Genomic DNA, 21,697 nt, shown 5'->3' on the forward strand with positions numbered 1-21,697 from the left:
TGGTGGGGTTATATAGGTGGAACGCATGACAGGTAAATGTCATGGGGTGCCCCGCGCTGCTATAGCGCAGCGCAGGCCTGCCGGAGCCAGTCCTTCACCTCGCCGCTCACCCGATCCGAGATCAGCGCCCAGACGGAGCGGTGGTAGCCGTCAACCCATTCGCGTTCCGCGCGCGAGAGCATCTCTACTTCGATCAGGTGCCGGTCAATCGGCACGTAGGTGAGGGTCTGAAAGGCCAGCATGTCGCGGCCATCGCCATCCGGCATGGGCGGGGCCTCCTCGACGGCGATGAGGTTTTCGATGCGGATGCCCCACTCTCCCTCGCGATAATATCCCGGCTCGTTGGACAGGATCATTCCCGGCTCCAGCGGCACCTCGGAGACCCGGCTCAGCCGCTGCGGCCCCTCATGCACGCTGAGGTAGGCGCCCACCCCGTGGCCGGTGCCGTGGTCGAAATCCTTGCCCACCACCCAAAGCGGATAGCGGGCCACCGCCTCCAGATCGCGCCCGGCGCGGCCGCGCGGCCAGACCAGCCGAGACACGGCGATCATGCCTTGCAGCACGCGGGTGAAGGCCTCTGCCGCGCCTTCGGGCGGGGGGCCGACGGTGACGGTGCGGGTGATATCGGTGGTGCCGTCAAGATATTGCCCGCCGGAGTCCACCAGCAGCAGTTCGCCGGGCTTCACCGGGCGGTTGGTCTCATGGGTCACGCGGTAGTGCACGATGGCGCCGTTCGGCCCGGCGCCGCTGATGGTGTCAAAGCTGATCTCTCGCAACTCGTTGGCCTCGCGGCGGAAGCCTTCGAGCTTCTCCACCACCGAGATCTCGGTCAGTCCGCCGCTCTCGGCCTCATCATCCAGCCATGCGAGAAACTTCACCATCGCCACCGCATCGCGCAGATGCGCCGCGCGCATGCCCTCCAGTTCGGCGGCGTTCTTCTTGGCCTTCGGCAGCAGGCAAGGGTCGGGCCCCTCAACCACCTCCGCCTTGCTCCGCAGAAACGCCGCCACCGCCTCGGGCGCGCTCTCCGGGTCAATATGCACCCGCCCGCCCAGTTCGGCCAGCGCGGCGGCGAAGCCCTCGCGCGGCAGCACCGCCACGTCGGGCCCAAGCTCCAGCCCTTCGGCCTGTGCCGGATCGCAGAAAAGATCAACCTTGCCAGAGGCTTCCAGCACGGCGTTCACCCGCGCAATCGGGTTGCGGGCGATATCGGAGCCGCGGATGTTCAGGAGCCAGCAGACCGAGTCCGGCAGCGTTATCACGGCAGCGCCCACCTTCGCCGTGGCCAAGTCCGCCCCAAGCCGCGCACGTTTGTCGGCGCTGCTCTCACCGGCAAATTGCAGCGGATGGGCAATGATCGGCTCGGACGGCTCCGCCGGGCGATCGTCCCAGATGGCATCCACCGGGTTGGTCTCCACCGGCACCAGTGCAAGGCCCTTGGCCGTCAGTGCCTTTTCCAGTGCTGCCACTTCCTTGACGCTATGCAGCCACGGGTCAAACCCGATCTTCGCGCCGTCGGGGGCGTGGTCGATCAGCCAGTCGGCCAGACGCGTTTCGGGCCAAGGGACGGGGGCGAAATGGGCGGTGTCGACCTGCGCCTTCACCTGCACCCGGTAGCGCCCGTCGATGAAGACGCCGGCGATCTCGGGCAGCACGGCGGCAAAGCCTGCGGAGCCGGAAAAGCCGGTGAGCCACGCCAGCCGCTCGTCGCAAGGCGCCACGTATTCGCCCTGATGCCGGTCGGCGCGGGGCACGAGGAAGCCGGTGAGGCCCTCGGCGGCAAGCCGCGCGCGCAGAGCCTTCAGGCGGGGCGGGCCATCGGCGGGATTGGTGGGGGCGTCGAAGGTTTGAAACATGAGAAATCCTCGTAGGGTGGGCAATCTGCCCACCGCGCGGAAGGTGGGCAGATTGCCCACCCTACGGTTCAACTCGCCTTCTTCATCCCCATCACCCGAGCGCGCGCCCTCGGGTCGGAATCGAAGAGCGAGGCCAGTTGCTCGGTCATCGCGCCGGCCAGCTGCTCGACATCGGTGATCGTTACCGCACGGTCGTAGTAGCGGGTCACGTCATGGCCGATGCCGATGGCCAGAAGCTCCACCGCGCGTCGCTTCTCGATCATCGCGATCACGTCGCGCAGGTGCTTTTCGAGGTAGTTCGCCGGGTTCACCGAAAGGGTGGAATCATCCACCGGCGCGCCATCCGAGATCACCATGAGGATCTTCCTCACCTCGCGGCGGTTCACCATGCGGCGGTGCGCCCATTCCAGCGCCTCGCCATCGATGTTCTCCTTCAGCAGGCCCTCTTTCATCATCAGGCCAAGGTTGGCGCGGGCGCGGCGCCATGGCGCGTCAGCGCTCTTGTAGATGATGTGGCGCAGGTCGTTCAGGCGGCCCGGGGTTTGCGGGCGGCCCTCGGCGAGCCACTTTTCGCGGGCCTGCCCGCCCTTCCATGCGCGGGTGGTAAAGCCGAGGATCTCCACCTTCACCTGGCAGCGCTCAAGGGTGCGCGCCAGCACATCGGCGCAGATCGCTGCAATGCTGATCGGGCGGCCGCGCATGGAGCCGGAATTGTCGAGCAGGAGCGTCACGACCGTGTCGCGAAACTCGGTGTCCTTCTCGACCTTGAAGCTGAGCGGCGTGGTCGGGTTGGCGACCACGCGGGCAAGGCGGCCCGCGTCGAGGATGCCCTCTTCACGGTCGAACTCCCACGAGCGGTTCTGCTGGGCCTGAAGACGGCGCTGCAATTTGTTGGCGAGGCGCGAAACCGCGCCCTTCAGCGGCTCGAGCTGCTGGTCGAGATAGTCGCGCAGCCGCTCCAGCTCGGCGGGTTGGGCCAGCTCTTCGGCTGGGATCTCCTCGTCAAAGGTGCCGTCATAGACGGTGTAATTCGGGTCGGCCTCGGAGGCGGGGGCAGGGGGCGGGGGCTCCAGCGGGGCCTCGCCCTCGGGCATCTCGGCCTCTTCGCCCTCTTCGGTCTCGGCCATGTCGTCCATGCTGACGGTGGCCTCGGAGGGATCGTCCGTCTGCTCCTGGTCCTGCTCGGGGTTGGCCTCGGTCTCCTCGTCTTCCTGGCTGTCGTCCTGCCCGGTGCTGTCGGCCTCTTCCTCGTCCTGCTCGGCCTCGTCGCCTTCGGCGTCGTCATCCTCCATGTCCGGATCGTCGCCAAGCTGGTCGCCATAGCCGAGATCTTCGATCACTTGCCGGGTGAAGCGCGCAAAGGCCTGCTGATCGGCCAGCACATCTTGAAGGTCATCCAGCGTGCCCGCGGCGGAGCCCTCAAGGTGGTCGCGCCAGAGGTCGAGCACGTTTTGCGCGCCCTCGGGCAGCTGCCGCCCGGTGGCGAGGTTGCGCACGAGGTAGCCCGCCGCCTCGGCCAGCGGGGCCTCGGACATATTGGTCAGGTTGCCATAGCCGCGCCGGTCGGCCTCGGCGCCGATCTTGGCGTCGATGTTCTTGGCGGTGCCGGGCATGACGCGGGCGCCCACGGCCTCGCAGCGGGCGGTCTCCATCGCGGTGTAGATATCCCGCGCAAGCTGGCCCTGTGGCGCATAGCGGGCGGCCACGCCCGCGTCGTGATACTTGTGGCGCAGGGCGAGCGCATCGGCGGTGCCACGGGCCAGCAGCACCTCGTCGGCGCTCATCCGGCGCGAGACCTGCGGCAAGCGCAGCCCGTCGCCAGTGGTGCCTGGAGGGTCCACCGAATAGGTGACGCCAAGCTCAGGATCGTCGGCCATGACCTTGGTGGCCTCTGCGAGCGCCTTCTTGAACGGGTCTGCCGGGTTATCGGTAGGTTTAGCCATGAGATCGGTAAACCACCGGGCAGCGCCTTGCGCAAGAGCCGCGCGAAGCGGAGGTGCGACTTGTGCAATTTCGCACGGAACTCCCCGTTGATTGCGGTGTTGGTTGGTAAATAGCTATAGACCAGACCCAGACACCGCCCGACCTCAGGAGGCACCCATGACCACCCCCAAGATTGCCATCATCATCGGCTCCACCCGCGACGCCCGCTTTGGCGAGAAGCCCGCCAAATGGCTGCTCGAGCGCGCGCAACAGCGCGACGACTTCGACGTGGAGCTGGTGGACCTCAAAGACTTTGACCTGCCGCTGTTCAACGAGAAAGCCTCCAACCTGTGGATGCCGTCCGAAGACCCGGCGGCGGTTGCCTGGCAGGAGAAGATCGCCGAATTCGACGGCTACATCTTTGTCACCGCCGAGTACAACCACTCCCTCACCGGCGCCCTGAAGAACGCGCTCGACCAGGCCTATAAGGAGTGGGTCCGCAAGCCGATGGGTGCGCTTGGCTACGGCGGCCTTGGCGCGGCCCGCGCGGTGGAGCACCTGCGCGGGATCGGCGTGGAGCTTCAGATGGTGCCGGTGCGCAATGCCGTGCACATCGCCGCGGGCAGCTTCATGAAGGTTTCTCCGATGGGGGAGAATGCCGAGATGGAGGCCATCGAAGACGTGATCGGTGGCTCTGCCGATGCGCTTTTTGACGATATGGCATGGTGGGCCAATGCGACGAAGGTTGCGCGGGAGGCCTGATCGCTGCGGCGTCGGAGTGGTGGGCAGCCCCCTACACCGCGACCTTTAGTGGGGGGCCAGCCCCCCACACCCCCCGGGAATACTTGCAGCAAGAAAATGAACAGGGACGGGGGCTTTGCTGCCCCCGTTTCGCGTTAGTGGAAGCCCCACTTGGCGGGCAGGGCAAGGCCCACGTTCTGGCAAAACTGTTCCTGCTCGCGCAGCAGCCGTTTGGCGCTGGTGATGCTGGCGGCGTCCGTGATCATCTGCCGTGCGCGCGTGGTGGCGGTTTCGGCGATGTAGTCGATGTCACGCGATAGGGCCGGGGCGAGATCCTTGGCGGCGGCGAGGTACATGGCCGAGAGGTCGGCGGCCATCGGGTCGCCAGTGTCGCCCTCGCGAGCGACCCCGCGCCAGTATCCCGCGCAATCGGCAGCGAGATAGGGCAGATCGTCATGTTCTGACAGGTCATGGGCGCTGGCAGGGGCAGCAATCAGGGCGATGATCAGGAGAGCATGGCGCATGGGCGCATCAGGCCCCGCCACGTCTCAGCCCGTCAAGAGCGCGGCGCAGCCTGCAATCGCGGCCTCGGCGCGGGTGGCGGCCCAGCGGGCATCTTCGGGATCGTCGTTGAAGGTGGCGCGGGTGAGCAGCACCGACTGGGCTTGCTTGGCCTCGATCCGGCGGGCCAGCACTTCGCGCCCACGGCCCGACGGCATCACCGCTTCCAGCAGCGAAATCATCGCGGCGCGGCGGCGGGTGGTTTGCTCGACCGCCGGGTCGGGCAGGAGCCATTGATGCTCCATCAGCGCCGAAAAGCGCCCGGTACAGGCGGCAAACTGCATTTCGAGCGGCTCGGCCCTCGCTGGCATGGCGAGGATAAGGAGCAGCCCTGCGCGGGTTGTTGTTTTTAAACTGCCCATGTTGTGACCATTGCGCCTTTGATTGCGCCTGTCAAATGGGCAGCTTGAAAACTTGGAAGGGCCTGCCCTTGCGGGGAGGCTGACCGATAAAGGTTAATTTCGGGTTTGGAGGGTGGGGCTCAGCCCGCGTCGGAGCACTCGTCGAGCCGGGTGGGCAGGCGGGCGACCGGGGGGGCCATTTCGGCGGCGGAGGTGCCAAGGAGGTTGAGCCCCTCAAGCGCCCTGTGCATCAGTTCGAGATCGGCGGCGAGCGCCTCGCGGCGCGCACCGCTCGCGCCCTCGAGCGCGGCTTCGGTCAGGGAGATGCAGGCGGCAACAACCTCTTGCGGGCTGGGAGCCTGGGCCAGCGCGGGGGCCGCGCCGACGGCCAGCAGAACCGCGAGGGCCGCGGCCCTCACATCGCCATCGAAACAGCGCTCTCCGGCAGCTCTTCGTCAAAGCAGCGCTGGTAGAACTCGGCCACGGTCTGGCGCTCCAACTCGTCGCATTTGTTGAGGAAGGTCAGGCGGAAGGCATAGCCAATGTTGCGGAAGATCTCGGCGTTCTGGGCCCAGTTGATAACCGTCCTCGGGCTCATCACGGTGGAGAGATCGCCGTTCATGAAGGCGGTGCGCGTCAGGTCGGCCACGGTCACCATCTGGCTGATCTGCTTGCGACCCTTCTCGGTGTTGTAATGCGGGCTCTTGGCCAGCACGATCGCGCTCTCGGCGTCATGGCTGAGGTAGTTCAGCGTGGCGACGAGGTTCCAGCGGTCCATCTGCGCCTGGTTGATCTGCTGGGTGCCGTGGTAGAGGCCGGTCGTATCGCCCAGGCCCACCGTGTTCGACGTTGCAAACAGGCGGAAATACTTGTTGGGCGTGATGATCTCGTTCTGATCCAGCAGGGTCAGCTTACCGTCATGCTCCAGCACCCGCTGGATGACGAACATCACATCGGCGCGGCCTGCGTCGTATTCATCAAAGACAATCGCCACCGGGTTGCGCAGCGCCCAAGGCAGAATGCCCTCGTGAAACTCGGTCACCTGCTTGCCGTCGCGCAGTTTGATCGCGTCCTTGCCGATCAGGTCGATCCGGCTGATGTGGCTGTCGAGGTTCACACGCACGGCGGGCCAGTTGAGGCGGGCGGCGACCTGTTCGATATGGGTCGATTTGCCTGTGCCGTGGTAGCCTTGGATCATGACGCGGCGGTTGTGAGAAAAGCCGGCGAGAATGGCGAGCGTGGTGTCGGGGTCAAACTTGTAGGTGCTGTCGACCTCGGGCACCCGGTCTGTCGCCTCGGCGAAACCCTTCACCACCATGTTGCTGTCGATCCCGAATACCTCGCGGACCGAGATTTCTTCGGTGGGTTTCATTGCCTCGTCGCTCATCGCACTTGCCTTCGCCGCTGGCGCGCACCCCGGGGCGCGGGGCCGCGCGTTATCTGTCTTTTGCGTGGTGCCTTATATCGCGGGCAGGTGCAAGGGCAGGCGATGCCGCCGCTCCGGCCGCCGAGCAGGCGAAAAAGCACCGGTCCGCCCCTGCAAGAAATCCCACCCGTGACACAGCTTGGCCTTGCGGCTAGGCTGGTTGGGATTTGCTGCCACAGGTCAGAAAACGAAATGCCTTTTTCAGGAATTGTTTTGCGGTTGAAGTCTGCCGCTTGCCTTTTTGTCGTATTGCTTGGTCTGCTGTTGCCGCAGCCCGCACGTGCTGAATTTACCCTTATCGACAGGTTGGGCGCTTGGCTCTTCTACACCCAGCGGGGTGTGGGGGCGAGCTATGCCGCATGTCAGGTTGTCAGCTGCGTCGATGGCACCTGCGGCACGGGCCGGGGCGGGCGCACGCAGTTTTCGCTCTATGATGCGCGTGACGGGCGCGGCATCTTCCCCGAGTTCATCGCCCCGCGCCGGGTGCCGCCGGGTGGCTTGGCCAAGCTCAACATCGCGGGCCGCGAGTTTGTGATGAAAAACACCTTCCCCTCGCCACAGTTCTACCTGCAGGTCGAGGATGTGAGCGATGCCAAGGCGGTGCTCAACAGGCTGGTCGCGCTAGAGCGCGCCGACCGCAACGCCAAGTTCACCGTGGTGGACCCGTTCGGAACCCGCTTCGAGTTCGAAGCTCGGGGGGTGACAGGCAGCCTTGATCGGATGGTCCGCCGCTGCACGCCCCGCAGCTAGGTGGCGGCCTGACTTAACGTTGGCCAATCGGGCCGGCCTCGGCAGGCCAGCCCCTCAGACCTCACTTGAAGCTCCGGCTGTCCTTGATCTGATCCCAGGCCCAGACAACCTCGCCCAGTTGCTCTTCCTGGCTCCGGTCGCCGCCGTTCATATCCGGGTGGAGCACCTTGATCAGCGATTTGTAGCATTTGCGGATCTCGGCCTTGGTCATGTTGTCCTTGGCTTCGAGAATCTCGATCGCCCGGCGCTCGGTGGGGGGCAGTCGACGGCCGCCTCCGTTGCCAGCGCGGCCCGGGTTTTGGGTGGCGTTCTCACCCAGCACCTGATGCGGATCATCCACGCCGAGCCGCGCCCAGGCCTTCTCTTCGGCAGAGCGGCGGAACGGCTTTGTCTCGCGGTCCCACACCCTGTCGCGGTCTAGCTGGGCTTCCATCTCTTCTTCGGTCGCGCCGTTGAAGAAATTCCACTTCAGATTGTATTCGCGCACGTGGTCGCGGCAAAACCAATAATAGTCATCTAGCGTGTCGGGGTTTTTCGGCGCGCGGTACTGGCCCGGTTCCTCGCATCCCTCGTGCTCGCATACGCGCTGGGAGGTTTCGAAAGCGCCAGACATGCCGCGACGGCCGCGCTGGCGCTTCTTCTTGTCCGACGATACGGACATATCGAAACCAAACGGATCGTCTTTGTTCATGCCTGCAGCCCCATTCTTGCTTGGCAACCTGTTCGACTCGGACCATGAAGTTTAGACTTTTCGTGCCGAGTGAGAAGGGGGCAGACGAAAAAATGACGCTTGCATTCGAGATAGAGACGCGCCTGCGCGAGGCCTTTGCGCCGCAAAGCCTAGAGGTGCTGGATGAAAGTGAGCAGCATCGGGGACATGGCGGATATTCGCCGGACGGCAGCCACTTTCGTGTGCGCATGGTGGCCGAGGCGCTGGAGGGCAAGAACCGGGTGGCCAAACACCGCGCGGTGAACGCAGCGGTGGCCGACCTGTTTCCGCGCATCCACGCACTCGCCATAGAAGTGTAGCGCGGGCGGTGCCAACTTACCGGGCGCGCAGCACGGTTCCCACAACATAAAAACCCGCCCCAAGCGGGACGGGCCAGAGCTTGCATCGGTGCGAGGCTTACTCCGCCGCGAAATCCGTCTTGCTGGCGGGCTTTTCCGCGTGGCCCGACGTGGCCGGGCCAAGTGCGGGGGCCTTGCCTTCGCGGGCGCGGGCCGAAAGCGCGGCGGCGGCATCGCGGGCGGCGGCCACGGCATCGCGCTTGGGTTCGGCGAGGGCGGGGTCTTCGGTGGGCTCCTCCGCCTGCACCGCCTCAACCGCAGCACCCTCGGGCTGCGGCGCGGTGAGCAGCCCGGCCACCTCCTCGTCGCTCACAACCTCTGCGGCCATCTCGCGGCGAAACACCAGCATGTGCTGAAAGGTCGTCTGCTTGCCGGTGAGGCCCACGCGCTCCTGGCAGGGCAGGGTGTCGGTGCGCTGATATTCCCAGCCTTCCGCGCCCATCTCGTTCATCACGTCTTGCAGCGCCACGGCAAAGCGGCCCGAGGTGCCCTTGGCCCCCTTCGCCTTCTTGCCGCGCTCCGGCGCGGGCACCACACGATATTCGTAACGCGGCATCTTTGCCCCCTGATTCCAGTCACGCGCACCAGACTAACGCGCACCATGCGATGAGTCCAAACACCGCCCTTTGTGCCCGTCCAATTCAAAATTGCTGTGGCGCTTTTGCCTAACTATCTGTCAACCTTTGGCAGAATCGTAGGTATGGCCTGTGCATAGGATGTGCACGGGTTTTGCATATCAACTTTTGTTATAGGCAGTCGCTGATTGACGCCGGTTATAGCCCCAGCTTGGCAGAAACCAGCTGGTTCACCGCCTTCGGGTTGGCCTTGCCGCCCGTCGCCTTCATCACCTGCCCAACGAACCAGCCCGCCAGCTTGGGGTTGGCCTTGGCCTTCTCCACCTGGCCCGGATTGGCGGCAATCACCTCATCGACGGCGGCCTCGATGGCGCCGGTATCGGTGACCTGCTTCATGCCTTCGGTCTCGACAATCTCCTCCGGCTCGCGGCCCGTGGTGTAGCAGATTTCAAAGACATCCTTGGCGATCTTGCCGCTGATGGCATCCGATTTGATAAGGTCGATGATCTGGCCGATCTGCGCCGGGCTCACCGGGCTGTCGGCAAGCTCCTTCTCGTCTTTCTTGAGGCGGCCATAGAGCTCGTTGATGATCCAGTTGGCGGCCAGCTTGCCGTCACGGCCCTCGGCGGCTTTCTCAAAGAAATCAGCAGCTTCCACCTCGGCGGTCAGAACGCTCGCGTCATAGTCGCTCAGCCCGAAATCCCCGATAAACCGCGCCTTCTTGGCGTCGGGCAGTTCGGGCAAGGAGGCCTCGATATCGTCCACCCAGTCCTGCTCGATCTCCAGCGGCAGCAGGTCGGGATCGGGGAAGTAGCGGTAATCATGCGCCTCTTCCTTGGAGCGCATCGAGCGGGTCTCGTTCTTGTCGGCGTCGTAAAGGCGCGTCTCCTGATCAATACTCCCGCCATCTTCCAGAATCGCGATCTGGCGCTTGGCCTCATGGTCAATCGCAGCCTGGATGAACCGCATGGAGTTCATGTTCTTGATCTCGCAGCGCGTGCCGAGATGCGAGAAATCCTGCGTTTCCATGTACTTCTCATACTGCCCCGGCTTGCAGACAGACACGTTCACATCCGCCCGCAGGTTGCCGTTTTGCATGTTGCCGTCGCAGGTGCCGAGGTAGCGCAGGATCTGGCGCAGCTTGGCGATATAGGCGGCGGCCTCTTCGGGGCCGCGAATGTCGGGGCGGGAGACGATCTCCATCAGCGCCACGCCGGTGCGGTTGAGGTCTACGAAGCTCATGTTCGGGTCCATGTCGTGGATCGACTTGCCCGCATCCTGCTCCAGATGGATGCGCTCGATGCGCACCTTGCGGGCCACGCCTTCGCCCATCTCCACCAGCACTTCGCCCTCACCGACGATCGGGTGATAGAGCTGGCTGATCTGATAACCCTGCGGAAGATCGGGATAAAAGTAGTTCTTCCGGTCAAAGGCAGAGCGCAGGTTGATCTCGGCCTTCAGGCCCAGCCCGGTCTTCACCGCCAGCGCCACGCAGCCTTCGTTGATGACCGGCAGCATCCCGGGCATCCCGGCGTCCACGAAGGCCACATTGCTGTTAGGCTCGGCGCCAAACTGGGTGCTCGCGCCGCTGAAGAGCTTGGCCTTGGTCGAGACCTGCGCATGCACTTCCATCCCGATCACCAACTCCCAGTCGCCGGTCGCGCCGGAGATGATCTTGGGCTTGGGGGCTTCATATGTGAGGTCGAGCATGGGGAACTCCGCGGCTGTTTCAGGCCCTTCTAGGCCCTTGCGCAGAAGGGGGCAAGGCGGTGGGTTTACGCGGATTTAGGGCAAGCGCGGCAAGATGGGTGCGGCGCGGGGCCGGGTGATAGAATTGTGCTATAAGAAGGGCAAAATCCGCCTGTTGGGCGCAAAACTGTTTCCGCATCGGCATCAATCAGCCGGGTATCAACCTTCAGACCCCTTGCTAAGCCCTTGCAAATGCGCACTGATTGCCGGTGATGAGGGGCTCTTTACCAATCCTTGCCGCAGCGCTCGCCGCACTGCTGCCCGGTGCCACGCTGGCCGAAGCGCCCGCGCTGCGGCCCTTGCCGCGCATCTCGGCCATGGGCGGGGTGCTTCCTGAAGGGGTCACGCCCGCGGTGCCGCGTGTCACCCGCCTGCGCCCCCGGGCAAGGCCCGCAACCCTGCCGCGCACCCGCTGGGAGAGCGTGCCCGGCAGCACCATCTGGACCCGCGCGGCCATATCGGCGCTCAAGGCGCATGGCCGCCCGCTGCTGGAGTTCGTGCCCCGCGATATCGAAACATGGTGCCCGAGCTACGCCGCGCATCCTGTTGAGAAGCGGGCGGAATTCTGGGTTGGCTTTCTCTCGGCCCTCGCCAAGCACGAAAGCACCTATCGCGCCCATGCGGTCGGCGGCGGCGGGCGCTGGCACGGGTTGCTGCAAATCACCCCCTCTACCGCCCGGCTCTACGGCTGCCGCGCCCGTAGCGGCGCTGCGCTGCTGCATGGGCCAACCAACCTCAGCTGCGCGATCCGGATCATGACGCGGACGGTGCGGCGCGACGGTGAGGTGGGGGCTTCGGGCAAGGGCGGCGTCGCGGCGGATTGGGGGCCGATGGTCTACCGCAAGAAACGGGCGGACATAGCGGCCTATACCCGCCGCCAAAGCTACTGCCGCCCGCTCTCCTCCATGCGTCCAAAGCCGCGTCCGACGAAGAGCTGAGCCGTCATCCTCGGGTCAGGCCCAAGGATGACATCCTAGCCGAGGATCCGCCCCACCATCTCGCCGGTGTTCTCCGAAAGCCCCTCCAGCGCCGCGATCCGCTCCAATTCGGCACGGATCATCTGCTGGCGGTCCTCGTCGTATCGGGCCCATGCTTCAAAGGCCGTGGTCATCCGCGCGGTTGTTTGCGGGTTCAGCGGATCGAGTCGGATCAGCCAGTCGGCATAAAGCCGGTAGGCCGCGCCGTCAGGCCGGTGAAAGCCCGCAGGGTTGGCCTGCATCGCCCCCAGCACAGAGCGGAAGCGGTTGGGGTTTTTCCAGTCGAAATCCGCGTGCTCCGTCAGGCTCTTGGCAACTTCTGCCATCCGCTCGGGCGGGGCCTGCATGACCTGCAGCATAAACCACTTGTCCATCACCAGCCGGTCGCCCCGCCACTTTTCATAGAAGGCCGCCAGCGCCGCGTCGCCCTTGCCGTGGCGGGTCAGCACCGCCAGCGCGGCAAGCTCTTCGGTCATGTTGTCGGCCGCCTCGAAGAGCGCCATCGCCCGCGTGCAGCCATCCAGCCGTGAGAGCAGCCCAAGGCAGGCGGTGCGCAGCGCGCGCTTGCCCGCATCCGTCGCAGCGGGCGAGTAGGGCGCGGAGGTTTCCATTTCTTCATAAAGCCTAGCGAGGGTAGGCTCCATCTCGGTCGCCATCGCCTCCATCAGCCTTTCACGCGCGGCGTGAATCATCGTCGGGTCGGGCACATGGCCGCTATCGAAAAGCGTTTGAGCAAGGTCATCTTCCGAGGGCAGCCCCAGCATCAGCGCCCGATAGGCCGGATCAAGGCTATCGTCCGAGACAACGCGGTGCAGGCCGCTGAGCAGATCGGGCGAGGGTGAGGCACCTTCGGTGACCATGCGGGTAAGCACTTCCTTGCCCAGCACACGGCCCGCCTCCCAGCGGTTGAACGGGTCGGTATCATGGGCGAGCAGGAAGGCGCGGGTGGCATTATCAAGCTGGCGTTCCAGCACAACGGGCGCGGAGAAGCCACGCAGGACGGAGGCGACGGGTTTGGCGGAAAGCCCGGTGAATTCAAAGCTCTGTCGCGCTCTGTTCATCTCCAGAACGCGGGTTTCCACCACCTCGTCGCCGTTCGGACCGATGAGCCCCACCGCAATCGGGATCACCTGCGGCTTCTTCTCTGGCTGGCCTGGTGTCGGCTTGGTTTCTTGCGCAAAATCAAGGGTTAGCGTGCCGTCCTTGAAGCTTTCGTTCAGCGTGAGCCGGGGCGTGCCCGCCTGCGAATACCAGCGCGAAAACTGCGTCAGGTCGCGCCCGGTGGCATCCTCGAAGACCTTCAGCCAATCCTCGATGGTTGCCGCATCGCCATCGTGCCGCTCAAAATAGAGATCAAGCGCCTTGGCGTAGCCCTCGGGCCCCACCAAGGCCCGCAGCATATGGATCACCTCCGCGCCCTTTTCATAGACGGTCGCGGTGTAGAAGTTGTTGATCTCGATGTATTCCTCCGGCCGAACCGGATGCGCCAGCGGCCCCTGATCCTCGCGGAACTGGCGGGCGCGCAGCTGCATCACCTCGGTGATCCGCTTCACCGCCGCGCCGCGCATGTCGGAGCTGAACTGCTGGTCGCGGAACACCGTCAGCCCCTCCTTCAGGCAAAGCTGAAACCAGTCGCGGCAGGTGATGCGGTTGCCCGTCCAGTTGTGGAAGTACTCGTGGGCGATGATGCCTTCGATAAAGTCGTAATCGGTGTCAGTCGCAGTTTCGGGCGAGGCCAGAACATACTTTGAATTGAAGATGTTGAGGCCCTTGTTCTCCATCGCGCCCATGTTGAAGTCATCCACCGCAACGATGTTGAAGACGTCGAGGTCATACTCGCGGCCATAGACCTCTTCGTCCCATGTCATCGAGCGTTTCAGCGCGTCCATCGCATATTCGGCGCGGGATTCGTCGCCGGGGCGCACCCAGATGTTCAACTCCACATCCCGGCCCGACATGGTTTTGAAATCGCTGGAAAAGGCACGCAGATCGCCCGCCACCAGCGCGAAGAGATAGGCCGGTTTGGGCCACGGGTCGTCCCACACGCCCGGCTCCACCGGGTTGCCGTTGGAAAGCTGAACCGGCGCGTCGCTCTTGATATGCACCCGGAAGGGGGCCATCACATCGGGGCGGTCAGGGTAGAAGGTGATCTTGCGAAACCCCTCCGCCTCGCATTGGGTGCAATACATCCCGCCCGAGGTGTAGAGCCCGTCGAGCGAGGTGTTTGTCGTCGGGTCAATCTGCACCTCCGCTTCCCACAAAAAGGCACCAGAGGGCACCGGGCAGGTCAAGCCTTTCGGCGTGACCACGGGCGCAACCTCGGCCCCGTCGATCCGCGCCGAAATCAGCTCAAGCTCCTTGCCGTGCAAAAAGATCTCGCCCGCCGGGTCCGCCGCCGGGTTGGGCGCAAAGCGGATCTTCGAGCGCACCCGCGTTTCGGCCCCCGCAAGGGTGAACCAGAGCTCAACCTGCTCAACGAGGAAGGGAAAGGGCGTGTATTCGGCAAGGCGAACGGGCTGGGGGGCGGCGTCTTTCATGGGGCTCCTGCGGGGAAATGAACCAAACTCGGTGCCCGGACGTTATGCCCCTGAAGCGGGCTCAGCAACCGGTCTAACCCCGAGCCCTAGGGTGCCTCTATGGCGGCACCAACCTGCAACGAGAGAGGAAACCCCATGTCGGCTCCCGACACCAACATCGAGAAGCAAACCAAAAATCATTCCGCCCCGCTGCTGGGCATCGGCGCTGCCGTGCTGGTGGGCGTTCTGGCCATTGCAGCCTGGCTCACCTGGTCTGCCGAGGAAGGCAACACGCCGCGCAATGCCACCCCCGAAGGCGGCGTCGTCGCACCCGCAGCCGACTGAGCCTGTCCGTCCCGTTCTCGCATCGCGCTGCGAAATGGGCTGGGCCAGATTGCGACACCCTCGCATTTGGCCTAGTCTGACATCCGCGGCAGAGCCGAAGCCGCAGATTTGAGAACAGGGACAATTACATGACCGACCGCATTGAGAAAGCCGGGCTGCAGTGGACTGCAGACTTGGCCGCTTTCGTGGAAAACGAGGCTGTGCCGGGCACTGGCGTAGAGGCCGAGGCGGTCTGGGCCGCGATGGCTGCGCTGGTCAAGGCCTTCGGCCCCAAGAACGCCGCGCTGCTGGCCAAGCGGCAGGAACTTCAGGAGAAAATCGACGCCTTCCACATGGCCAATCGGGGTGCGCCCGATATGGAGGCCTATAAGGCGATGCTCACCGAGATCGGCTACCTCGTGGAAGAGCCCGAGGAGGTTTCGGTGGAGCCCGAAGGGATCGACCCCGAGATCTCTTCGGTCTGCGCCCCGCAACTGGTGGTGCCAATCACCAACGCCCGCTTTGCGCTCAATGCCGCCAACGCCCGCTGGGGTTCGCTCTATGATGCGCTTTACGGCACTAACGCGATGGGCTCGCTGCCGTCTGCTGGCGGCTATGACGAGGCCCGTGGCAAAGAGGTTGTGGCTTGGGCCAAGGCCCATCTCAACAAGGTGCTGCCGCTGAAAAAGGGCAGCTGGGCCGAGGTTTCCACCATGGCACCGGGCGGGCAGGGCAAGCTGATGGTGATTGCCGGCAAAAACTCGACCGAGCTGGCCGACCCCGACCAATACGCGGGCTGCAACCGCGACGAGAAGGGCAAGCTCACGGACATCTACTTCCGCGCCAACGGCCTGCACATCGTCATGTTCATCGACCGCGCCGACCCCATCGGCAAGGCCGACCCTGCGGGCATTGCCGATATCTTCCTTGAGGCCGCCGCCTCGACGATCATGGATATGGAAGATTCCGTGGCCGTGGTGGACGCAGATGACAAGCTGCTGGCCTATCGCAACTGGCTCGGCCTGATGAAGGGCGATCTGACGGCGCCGGTGGGCGAGGGCGAAAACGCCTATATCCGCGAGCTGAACCCCGACATCGGCTTTGAAAGCAAGGCTGGTCGCCCCGCGCTGCTGAAGGGCCGCTCGCTGATGCTGGTGCGCAATGTCGACCTGCTGATGTATACCGATGCAGTGCTGGACCCGGAGGGCAACCGCGTGCCCGAGGGGCTGCTCGATGCGCTCATCACCCCGCTCTGCGCCATGCATGACATCATGGGGGCCGACAAGGAGCGCCCGCGCAATTCGCCCAAGGGCTCTATATATATCGTGAAGCCCAAGATGCACGGACCGGAGGAGGTGGCCTTCGTCTGCCAGACCTTCGAGGCGGTCGAAACCGTGCTGGGCCTGCGCAAGAACACCATCAAGATCGGCATCATGGACGAGGAGCGCCGCACCTCGGCCAACCTCAAGGCCTGTATCGCCGCCGCGGCGGGCCGGATTGCCTTCGTCAACACCGGGTTCCTTGATCGCACTGGCGACGAGATTCACACCTCCATCGAGGCCGGGCCGATGGTGCCGAAAGGCCGGATGAAGTCCGCCACATGGCTTCAGGCCTATGAAGATCGCAACGTCGACATTGCGCTGCAATGCGGGCTGAAGGGGCGGGCGCAGATCGGCAAGGGCATGTGGGCCATGACCGACGATATGGCCGGGATGCTGGAGCAGAAGAAGGGCCACCTGATGCAGGGCGGCACCTGCGCGTGGGTGCCATCGCCCACCGCCGCCGTTCTGCACGCGACGCACTATCACGAGACCGACGTGTTTACCCGGCTTTATGAGATTTCGGAGCAGTCTAAGGGGCAGCTTCGCAATTCGCTCGATGAGCTGCTGACAATTCCGCTGCAAGAGGGCGAGCTGCCGGGAGACGAGATCCGGACCGAGCTGGAGAACAACTGCCAGAGCCTATTGGGATATGTTGTACGCTGGGTCGATCAGGGGGTTGGCTGCTCGAAAGTGCCCGATGTGCATGACGTGCCGCTGATGGAAGACCGCGCCACGCTGCGCATTTCCGCACAGGCGCTGGCCAACTGGATGCTGCATGACGTGGTGAGCCAGGATCAGGTGCTTGAGGCGCTCAAGAAAATGGCCGCCGTGGTCGATCAGCAAAACGCGGGCGATCCGGCCTACCAGCCGATGGCACCGGGGTTTGACGGCGTGGCCTTTCAGGCAGCTTGCGACCTTGTGTTCAAAGGCCGCGACGAGCCCTCGGGCTACACCCAAAACATCCTTCAGGCCCGCCGGATCGAGGCAAAGTCCAAGGGCTGAGGCGCTAAGGCCTAAGGCACGAAAAAGGGCGCGCGGGGGTAAGCCGCGCGCCAGTTGGGAGACAACCGGAGAGGTTGAGTCGGGGGGGCAAGCCTGCCGGATGGCTCGGGATAGAAGGCCGGGCTGCCGCGCCGCGACCATCTCTATTATTAAATTATTTCAAGGCATTAGACTGGCCGGCGCTGCACCCATTGCGGTTGCCAGCTTGTCGGGGCGCAGCTGGGCGTGCTGGCCACGGATGACCTTGCCCCCTGTGGGCTGATGGCTTTCACCCGCGTAGCGCTTGGGCCATCTCCGCCTTAGAGCAGAGAAAAAAGGCGCACGGATCGCGATGATCCGTGCGCCCCCGGGGAGAACCTTCAAGGGCCGGTGGGCCGCTTAGCTGCCGAAGGCCGGGTTGTTCAGGATGTAGGCACGTTGAGCTTGGTCGCCATCATCCAGAGCGGCCAGACCGATCAGCTGATCCACCGAGTAGAGGCCCGGCTCGACGCCAACCGAAGCTGCCAGCTTGCTCGCAGCAGCGCTGCCCTCGACGACCGACTTGGAAGACAGGCCAGCGCTGGCACCCTCGGGGTTTTCGAGGATGTACTGACGCTGGGCGTTGTCGCCTTCATCGAGAGCGGCCAGACCGATCAGCTGGCCCACCGAGTAGAGGCCCGGCTCGACGCCAACGGAAGCCGCCAGCTTGTCTGCACCAGCGCCGCCACCGACGACGGACTTGGAAGACACGCCAGCGCTCGCGCCTTCGGGATTGTCGAGGATGTACTGACGCTGCGCGTTGTCGCCGTCATCAAGGCCTTTCAGCTGGATCAGCTGCTCGATGGAGTAAACACCGGGCTCAACACCGACCGAGCCAGAAAGCGAGGCGTTGTCGGCAAAGGCGGGGGCAGTGATGGCAGCTGCGGCCAGGGCGAGGATGGAAGTTTTGGTAAAGGTCATGATGTGTCTCCTTAGGATATCACGTAGGTGATTGCCCGTTCTCGGGCATTATGGTTGCGGCCCCGTGGGGCGGTTGCGGTGGTGCCGGCGATGCGCCCTCTGTTCGAAAGCGCCGATGCTCGCTGGCGGTGGTTATGAGATGGGTCATCCAAGCCGCTGGAAAAACGGCAAAAGATGCCGCCCTCCCTGTGCACATCTGCGCATCACAAGAGTTTGAGCGGCTCTTGTCTTGGGTGAGAGTCACCGCAGGGGCGCTGCGCCTGAGCAGAATGGCAAATGTCCTGTGACATAGCCGAAGCGATGTTGCCCTTGTGTCAGCCGGTGCACCTTGCGGCAAAACGCGTTCACCACAGTTCACGCGGGCGTGTGTGCGAAGGTTTCAGCCTCGTCGCGCGGGCGTGAGTTTGCGGCGCATTTTGCGTCACAGCGCTGTGGGGAATGTTGCAGGCTTAGCGGGCACCGGGGCCAAAATCTGCCGCGCGCTTATGCAGGTTGGGGCAGGAGGGCTGTGCGCGGCTGAGTCATATACACGGCTTTAAGCTCCGATCGTGCAAAGCTATGATCACGGCAAGGCTTATGGCAGGATCACGCTCATGAAACGTCCCATCGTCGGTATCATCTGCAACTCGCATCTGTTGAACGACCAATACCCGGTTCATGCGGGCGGCACGATGAACTCCGCTGCCGTGGCGCAGGTGACAGGTGCGATGCCCGTGCTCATCCCGGCCGACCCGCGCTTCGTGAGCGTGCCCGAGCTGATGGAGATGTGCGATGGCTTTGTCTTTCCCGGCGGGCGGCCCAATGTGCACCCGGAAGAATATGGCGAGGCGGAGACAGAGGCGCATGGCGCGTTTGACCGGGCCCGCGATGCCATTGCCCTGCCGCTGATCCGCGCCTGCGTGGAAAACGGCCAGCCTTTCCTTGGCATCTGCCGTGGCTTTCAGGAGGTGGCGGTGGCCATGGGCAGCACGCTGCACCCCGAAATTCGTGAGTTGCCGGGCCGGATGAACCATCGGATGCCGCCCGATGGCACGCTGGAAGAGAAGTTTGCCCTCCGCCACAAGGTGACGCTCACCGAGGGCAGCCAGTTTCACGAGGTGTTCGGCGCGACCGAGGTGATGACCAACACGCTGCACGGGCAGGGGATCAAGAACCCCGGCCCGCGCATCCAGATCGAGGGCGTGGCCCCCGATGGCACCCCCGAGGCGATCGTGGTGCGCGATGCGCCGGGTTTCACGCTCTCGGTGCAGTGGCACCCGGAATACAACGCCGCCGAAGACCCGGTGAGCCGCCCGCTCTTCGAGGCCTTCGGCTGCGCGGTGCGCGAGTGGCATGCGCGCGGCGCACGGCCCGGGCTGAAGAGCGTGGGCTGAGCTTTTCGCAGGTCTGCCGGGGGCCGGAGATTGGCCCACCCGGCGAACGGCCACCTACAAGGGCAAACGTGATGCAAGGACCATCAGGAAAGACCGGCTGGCGCGCGGCGCTGAGTTGGCTCGACATGCCGCCCCTTTGGCTGGCGCTCTTCATCGCGCTCGCGTGGGTTCAGGCCAGCCGCTTTCCGGGCCTCACATGGTCGCACCCGGCCACCGACCTGCTGGGCGGGCTGCTTGTGGGCGGCGGGCTTTTGTTGCTGGCGCTGTCCTCCATGGAGTTTCGCCGCGCGAAGACCTCGATCATCCCCCACCGCGAGGCTGAGGCGCTGATCACCAGTGGCGTCTACGGGCGCTCGCGCAACCCTATCTACCTTGGCGACGCAATGATCCTCGCCGGGTTCTGCGCCTTTTGGGGGGCGTGGCTTGCTCTCGTGGTGCTCTTGCCGCTGTTCGTCTGGGTCATCACCGACAGGTTCATTGCCCCGGAGGAAGCCCGGTTGCGCCGCGCGTTTGGCCCGCAATTCGAGGCCTGGGCCGCGCGGGTGAGGCGCTGGGCCTAGACTTTTGTGTGGCCTGTTCCGGTTCTGGTTGTAACAAATTTCCGCAAAGTGATAGGTAGAGGCCGCTGCCAGCCTGCGCAAAACGCGCGCGACATAAACGGAAGGGGGACAATCCGTTGAAAATCGGAACGCCCAAGGAGGTTCTCAAGGGAGAGAACCGCGTGGCCATGACTCCGGAGTCGGCCACACAACTGCAAAAACTGGGCCATGAGTGCCTGATCGAAGCCGGGGCGGGTGCTGCCGCAGGCTTCTCGGATCAAGCCTATGAAGCGGCAGGCGTGACGGTGGTGAAAACCGCCGCTGCGCTGTGGAAAGAGGCCGATGTGATCGCCAAGGTCCGCGTGCCCACCGATGCCGAGGCCAAACGGCTGAAGAAGGGCCAGACGCTCATCAGCTTCTTCGCCCCGGCCGAGAACGAGCTTCAGATGGCTGCGCTCGCCGATAAGGGCGCGACCGTTGTGGCGATGGAGATGGTGCCCCGCATCAGCCGCGCCCAGAAGATGGATGCGCTCAGCTCGATGGCCAATATCGCGGGCTACCGCGCGGTGATTGAAGCGGGCAACAACTTTGGCCGCTTCTTTACCGGGCAGGTCACGGCGGCGGGCAAGGTGCCCCCGGCGAAGGTGCTCGTGGTGGGGGCCGGCGTGGCCGGTCTGGCCGCGATTGGCACCTCCACCAGCCTCGGCGCAATCACCTACGCCTTCGACGTGCGGCCCGAAGTGGCCGAGCAGATCGAATCGATGGGCGCGGAGTTCGTCTTCCTCGATTTCGACGAAGAGGCGCAGGACGGTGCGGCAACAGGCGGCTACGCGGCCCCCTCCAGCCCCGAGTTCCGGGAAAAGCAGCTGGAGAAATTCCGAGAGCTTGCTCCCGAAATGGACATCGTGATCTGCACCGCGCTGATCCCGAACCGGCCCGCCCCGGTGCTCTGGACCAAGGACATGGTCGAGATGATGAAGCCCGGCTCGGTGATCGTGGACCTGGCCGCCGAGCGCGGCGGCAACTGCGAGTTGACCAAGGCCGACGAGAAGATCGTGACCGACAATGGCGTGACCATCGTGGGCTACACCGACTTCCCGAGCCGGATGGCCACCCAATCCTCCACGCTTTATGCCACCAACATCCGCCACATGATGACGGATCTGACGCCCGAGAAGGACGGCGTCGTCAACCACAACATGGAAGACGACGTGATCCGGGGCGCCACGGTAACGCACGGCGGCGAAGTGACCTTCCCGCCGCCACCGCCGAAGGTTCAGGCGATTGCGGCTGTTAAGAAGGAAAAGCCCAAGGAGCTGACGCCCGAGGAGAAGAAGGCGCAGGAGGCCGCGGCCTTCAAGGCGCAGACCAAGCAACAGGTGACGCTGATCACCGTGGGCGCGGTGCTGCTTCTGGCCGTAGGCCTGGTGGCCCCGGCGAGCTTCATGCAGCACTTCATCGTCTTCGTGCTTTCGGTTTTCGTGGGCTTCCAGGTGATCTGGAATGTCTCGCACTCGCTGCACACGCCGCTGATGGCGGTGACCAACGCGATCTCGTCGATCATCATCGTGGGGGCGCTGTTGCAGATGGGCTCCAGCTCGTTCCTCGTGGTTCTGCTCGCCGCGCTCTCGGTCTTCATGGCCGGGATCAACATCTTCGGCGGCTTCCTTGTCACCCGGCGCATGCTCGCCATGTTCCAGAAATCGTAAGGGGGC

General features: G+C 64.4%; 20 protein-coding genes. 9 read left to right on the top strand and 11 right to left on the bottom strand.

From position 1 onward, the window contains the following. Positions 1–59: 59 nt before the first annotated feature. Both ACXAG6_RS09930 and cobT read right to left on the bottom strand, forming a co-directional pair. Positions 60–1,856 carry an aminopeptidase P family protein gene (locus ACXAG6_RS09930; RefSeq protein ID WP_475337305.1) on the bottom strand — a complete coding sequence of 599 codons (1,797 nt, stop codon included), beginning with the start codon at positions 1,854–1,856 and terminating at the stop codon, positions 60–62. 68 nt (positions 1,857–1,924) lie between these two features. Further along, a complete protein-coding gene (gene cobT / locus ACXAG6_RS09935; protein ID WP_475337307.1) occupies positions 1,925–3,799 on the bottom strand; it encodes a cobaltochelatase subunit CobT in 1,875 nt (624 codons plus the stop codon). 157 nt (positions 3,800–3,956) lie between these two features. Here cobT and ACXAG6_RS09940 point away from each other — a divergent pair, with 157 nt between their 5' ends. Beyond that, the gene (locus ACXAG6_RS09940; protein ID WP_475337308.1) at positions 3,957–4,541 is read left to right on the top strand and encodes an NADPH-dependent FMN reductase; all 585 of its coding nucleotides are present in this window, start codon (positions 3,957–3,959) and stop codon (positions 4,539–4,541) included. A gap of 134 nt (positions 4,542–4,675) precedes the next feature. On the opposite strand, the gene ACXAG6_RS09945 is transcribed toward ACXAG6_RS09940, so the two are convergent. The 4 genes from ACXAG6_RS09945 to cobS all read right to left on the bottom strand — a co-directional run bounded on the left by ACXAG6_RS09945 (position 4,676) and on the right by cobS (position 6,809). Continuing rightward, complete coding sequence (locus ACXAG6_RS09945; protein WP_475337309.1) at positions 4,676–5,044, bottom strand: hypothetical protein; 369 nt, start codon at positions 5,042–5,044, stop codon at positions 4,676–4,678. Positions 5,045–5,068: 24 nt separating this feature from the next. Next, complete coding sequence (locus ACXAG6_RS09950) at positions 5,069–5,443, bottom strand: hypothetical protein (RefSeq protein ID WP_475337310.1); 375 nt, start codon at positions 5,441–5,443, stop codon at positions 5,069–5,071. Positions 5,444–5,562: 119 nt separating this feature from the next. Continuing rightward, positions 5,563–5,841 carry a hypothetical protein gene (locus tag ACXAG6_RS09955; RefSeq protein WP_475337311.1) on the bottom strand — a complete coding sequence of 93 codons (279 nt, stop codon included), beginning with the start codon at positions 5,839–5,841 and terminating at the stop codon, positions 5,563–5,565. Continuing rightward, positions 5,838–6,809, bottom strand: a complete 972-nt coding sequence (gene cobS, locus ACXAG6_RS09960; protein ID WP_475337312.1) for a cobaltochelatase subunit CobS — start codon at positions 6,807–6,809, stop codon at positions 5,838–5,840. Before cobS ends, ACXAG6_RS09955 begins: the two co-directional genes overlap by 4 nt. A gap of 288 nt (positions 6,810–7,097) precedes the next feature. Here cobS and ACXAG6_RS09965 point away from each other — a divergent pair, with 288 nt between their 5' ends. Then, the gene (locus ACXAG6_RS09965) at positions 7,098–7,598 is read left to right on the top strand and encodes a hypothetical protein (protein WP_475337314.1); all 501 of its coding nucleotides are present in this window, start codon (positions 7,098–7,100) and stop codon (positions 7,596–7,598) included. 61 nt (positions 7,599–7,659) lie between these two features. Here the strand turns inward: ACXAG6_RS09965 and ACXAG6_RS09970 are convergent, their stop codons facing one another. Then, positions 7,660–8,289, bottom strand: coding sequence for a J domain-containing protein (locus ACXAG6_RS09970; RefSeq protein WP_475337315.1), 630 nt, complete (start codon positions 8,287–8,289; stop codon positions 7,660–7,662). 92 nt (positions 8,290–8,381) lie between these two features. Between ACXAG6_RS09970 and ACXAG6_RS09975 the strand changes: the two genes are divergently transcribed. Next, positions 8,382–8,627, top strand: coding sequence for a BolA family protein (locus ACXAG6_RS09975; RefSeq protein ID WP_475337316.1), 246 nt, complete (start codon positions 8,382–8,384; stop codon positions 8,625–8,627). A gap of 97 nt (positions 8,628–8,724) precedes the next feature. Here ACXAG6_RS09975 and ACXAG6_RS09980 read toward each other — a convergent pair whose 3' ends face one another. Then, entirely contained in the window at positions 8,725–9,222 is a 498-nt protein-coding gene (locus tag ACXAG6_RS09980) for a DUF4177 domain-containing protein (protein ID WP_475337318.1), read from the bottom strand. A gap of 217 nt (positions 9,223–9,439) precedes the next feature. Beyond that, a complete protein-coding gene (gene gatB, locus ACXAG6_RS09985; protein ID WP_475337319.1) occupies positions 9,440–10,951 on the bottom strand; it encodes an Asp-tRNA(Asn)/Glu-tRNA(Gln) amidotransferase subunit GatB in 1,512 nt (503 codons plus the stop codon). A 251-nt stretch (positions 10,952–11,202) separates the two neighbouring features. On the opposite strand from gatB, the gene ACXAG6_RS09990 reads away from it, so the two are divergent. Then, positions 11,203–11,928: a transglycosylase SLT domain-containing protein gene (locus ACXAG6_RS09990; RefSeq protein ID WP_475337320.1), complete on the top strand. Its 726-nt coding sequence runs from the start codon at positions 11,203–11,205 to the stop codon at positions 11,926–11,928. A gap of 35 nt (positions 11,929–11,963) precedes the next feature. On the opposite strand, the gene pepN is transcribed toward ACXAG6_RS09990, so the two are convergent. Continuing rightward, entirely contained in the window at positions 11,964–14,504 is a 2,541-nt protein-coding gene (gene pepN, locus ACXAG6_RS09995; protein ID WP_475337322.1) for an aminopeptidase N, read from the bottom strand. 135 nt (positions 14,505–14,639) lie between these two features. Between pepN and ACXAG6_RS10000 the strand changes: the two genes are divergently transcribed. Together ACXAG6_RS10000 and ACXAG6_RS10005 are read left to right on the top strand one after the other, a co-directional pair. Next, positions 14,640–14,828, top strand: a complete 189-nt coding sequence (locus ACXAG6_RS10000) for a hypothetical protein (protein ID WP_475337324.1) — start codon at positions 14,640–14,642, stop codon at positions 14,826–14,828. A 128-nt stretch (positions 14,829–14,956) separates the two neighbouring features. Beyond that, a complete protein-coding gene (locus ACXAG6_RS10005; protein ID WP_475337325.1) occupies positions 14,957–17,131 on the top strand; it encodes a malate synthase G in 2,175 nt (724 codons plus the stop codon). Positions 17,132–17,509: 378 nt separating this feature from the next. On the opposite strand, the gene ACXAG6_RS10010 is transcribed toward ACXAG6_RS10005, so the two are convergent. Next, a complete protein-coding gene (locus ACXAG6_RS10010) occupies positions 17,510–18,070 on the bottom strand; it encodes a hypothetical protein (protein WP_475337326.1) in 561 nt (186 codons plus the stop codon). 593 nt (positions 18,071–18,663) lie between these two features. Between ACXAG6_RS10010 and ACXAG6_RS10015 the strand changes: the two genes are divergently transcribed. From ACXAG6_RS10015 to ACXAG6_RS10025, 3 genes are all read left to right on the top strand, one after another. Then, positions 18,664–19,443 (top strand): gamma-glutamyl-gamma-aminobutyrate hydrolase family protein, encoded by a 780-nt coding sequence (locus ACXAG6_RS10015; RefSeq protein ID WP_475337328.1) that lies wholly within the window; start codon positions 18,664–18,666, stop codon positions 19,441–19,443. A 71-nt stretch (positions 19,444–19,514) separates the two neighbouring features. Then, entirely contained in the window at positions 19,515–20,003 is a 489-nt protein-coding gene (locus ACXAG6_RS10020; RefSeq protein ID WP_475337329.1) for a methyltransferase family protein, read from the top strand. Positions 20,004–20,119: 116 nt separating this feature from the next. After that, entirely contained in the window at positions 20,120–21,691 is a 1,572-nt protein-coding gene (locus ACXAG6_RS10025; protein WP_475337330.1) for a Re/Si-specific NAD(P)(+) transhydrogenase subunit alpha, read from the top strand. The last annotated feature ends 6 nt before the right edge of the window (positions 21,692–21,697 follow it).

It is taken from the genome of Vannielia sp. ABF1_015 (genome assembly GCF_056160745.1).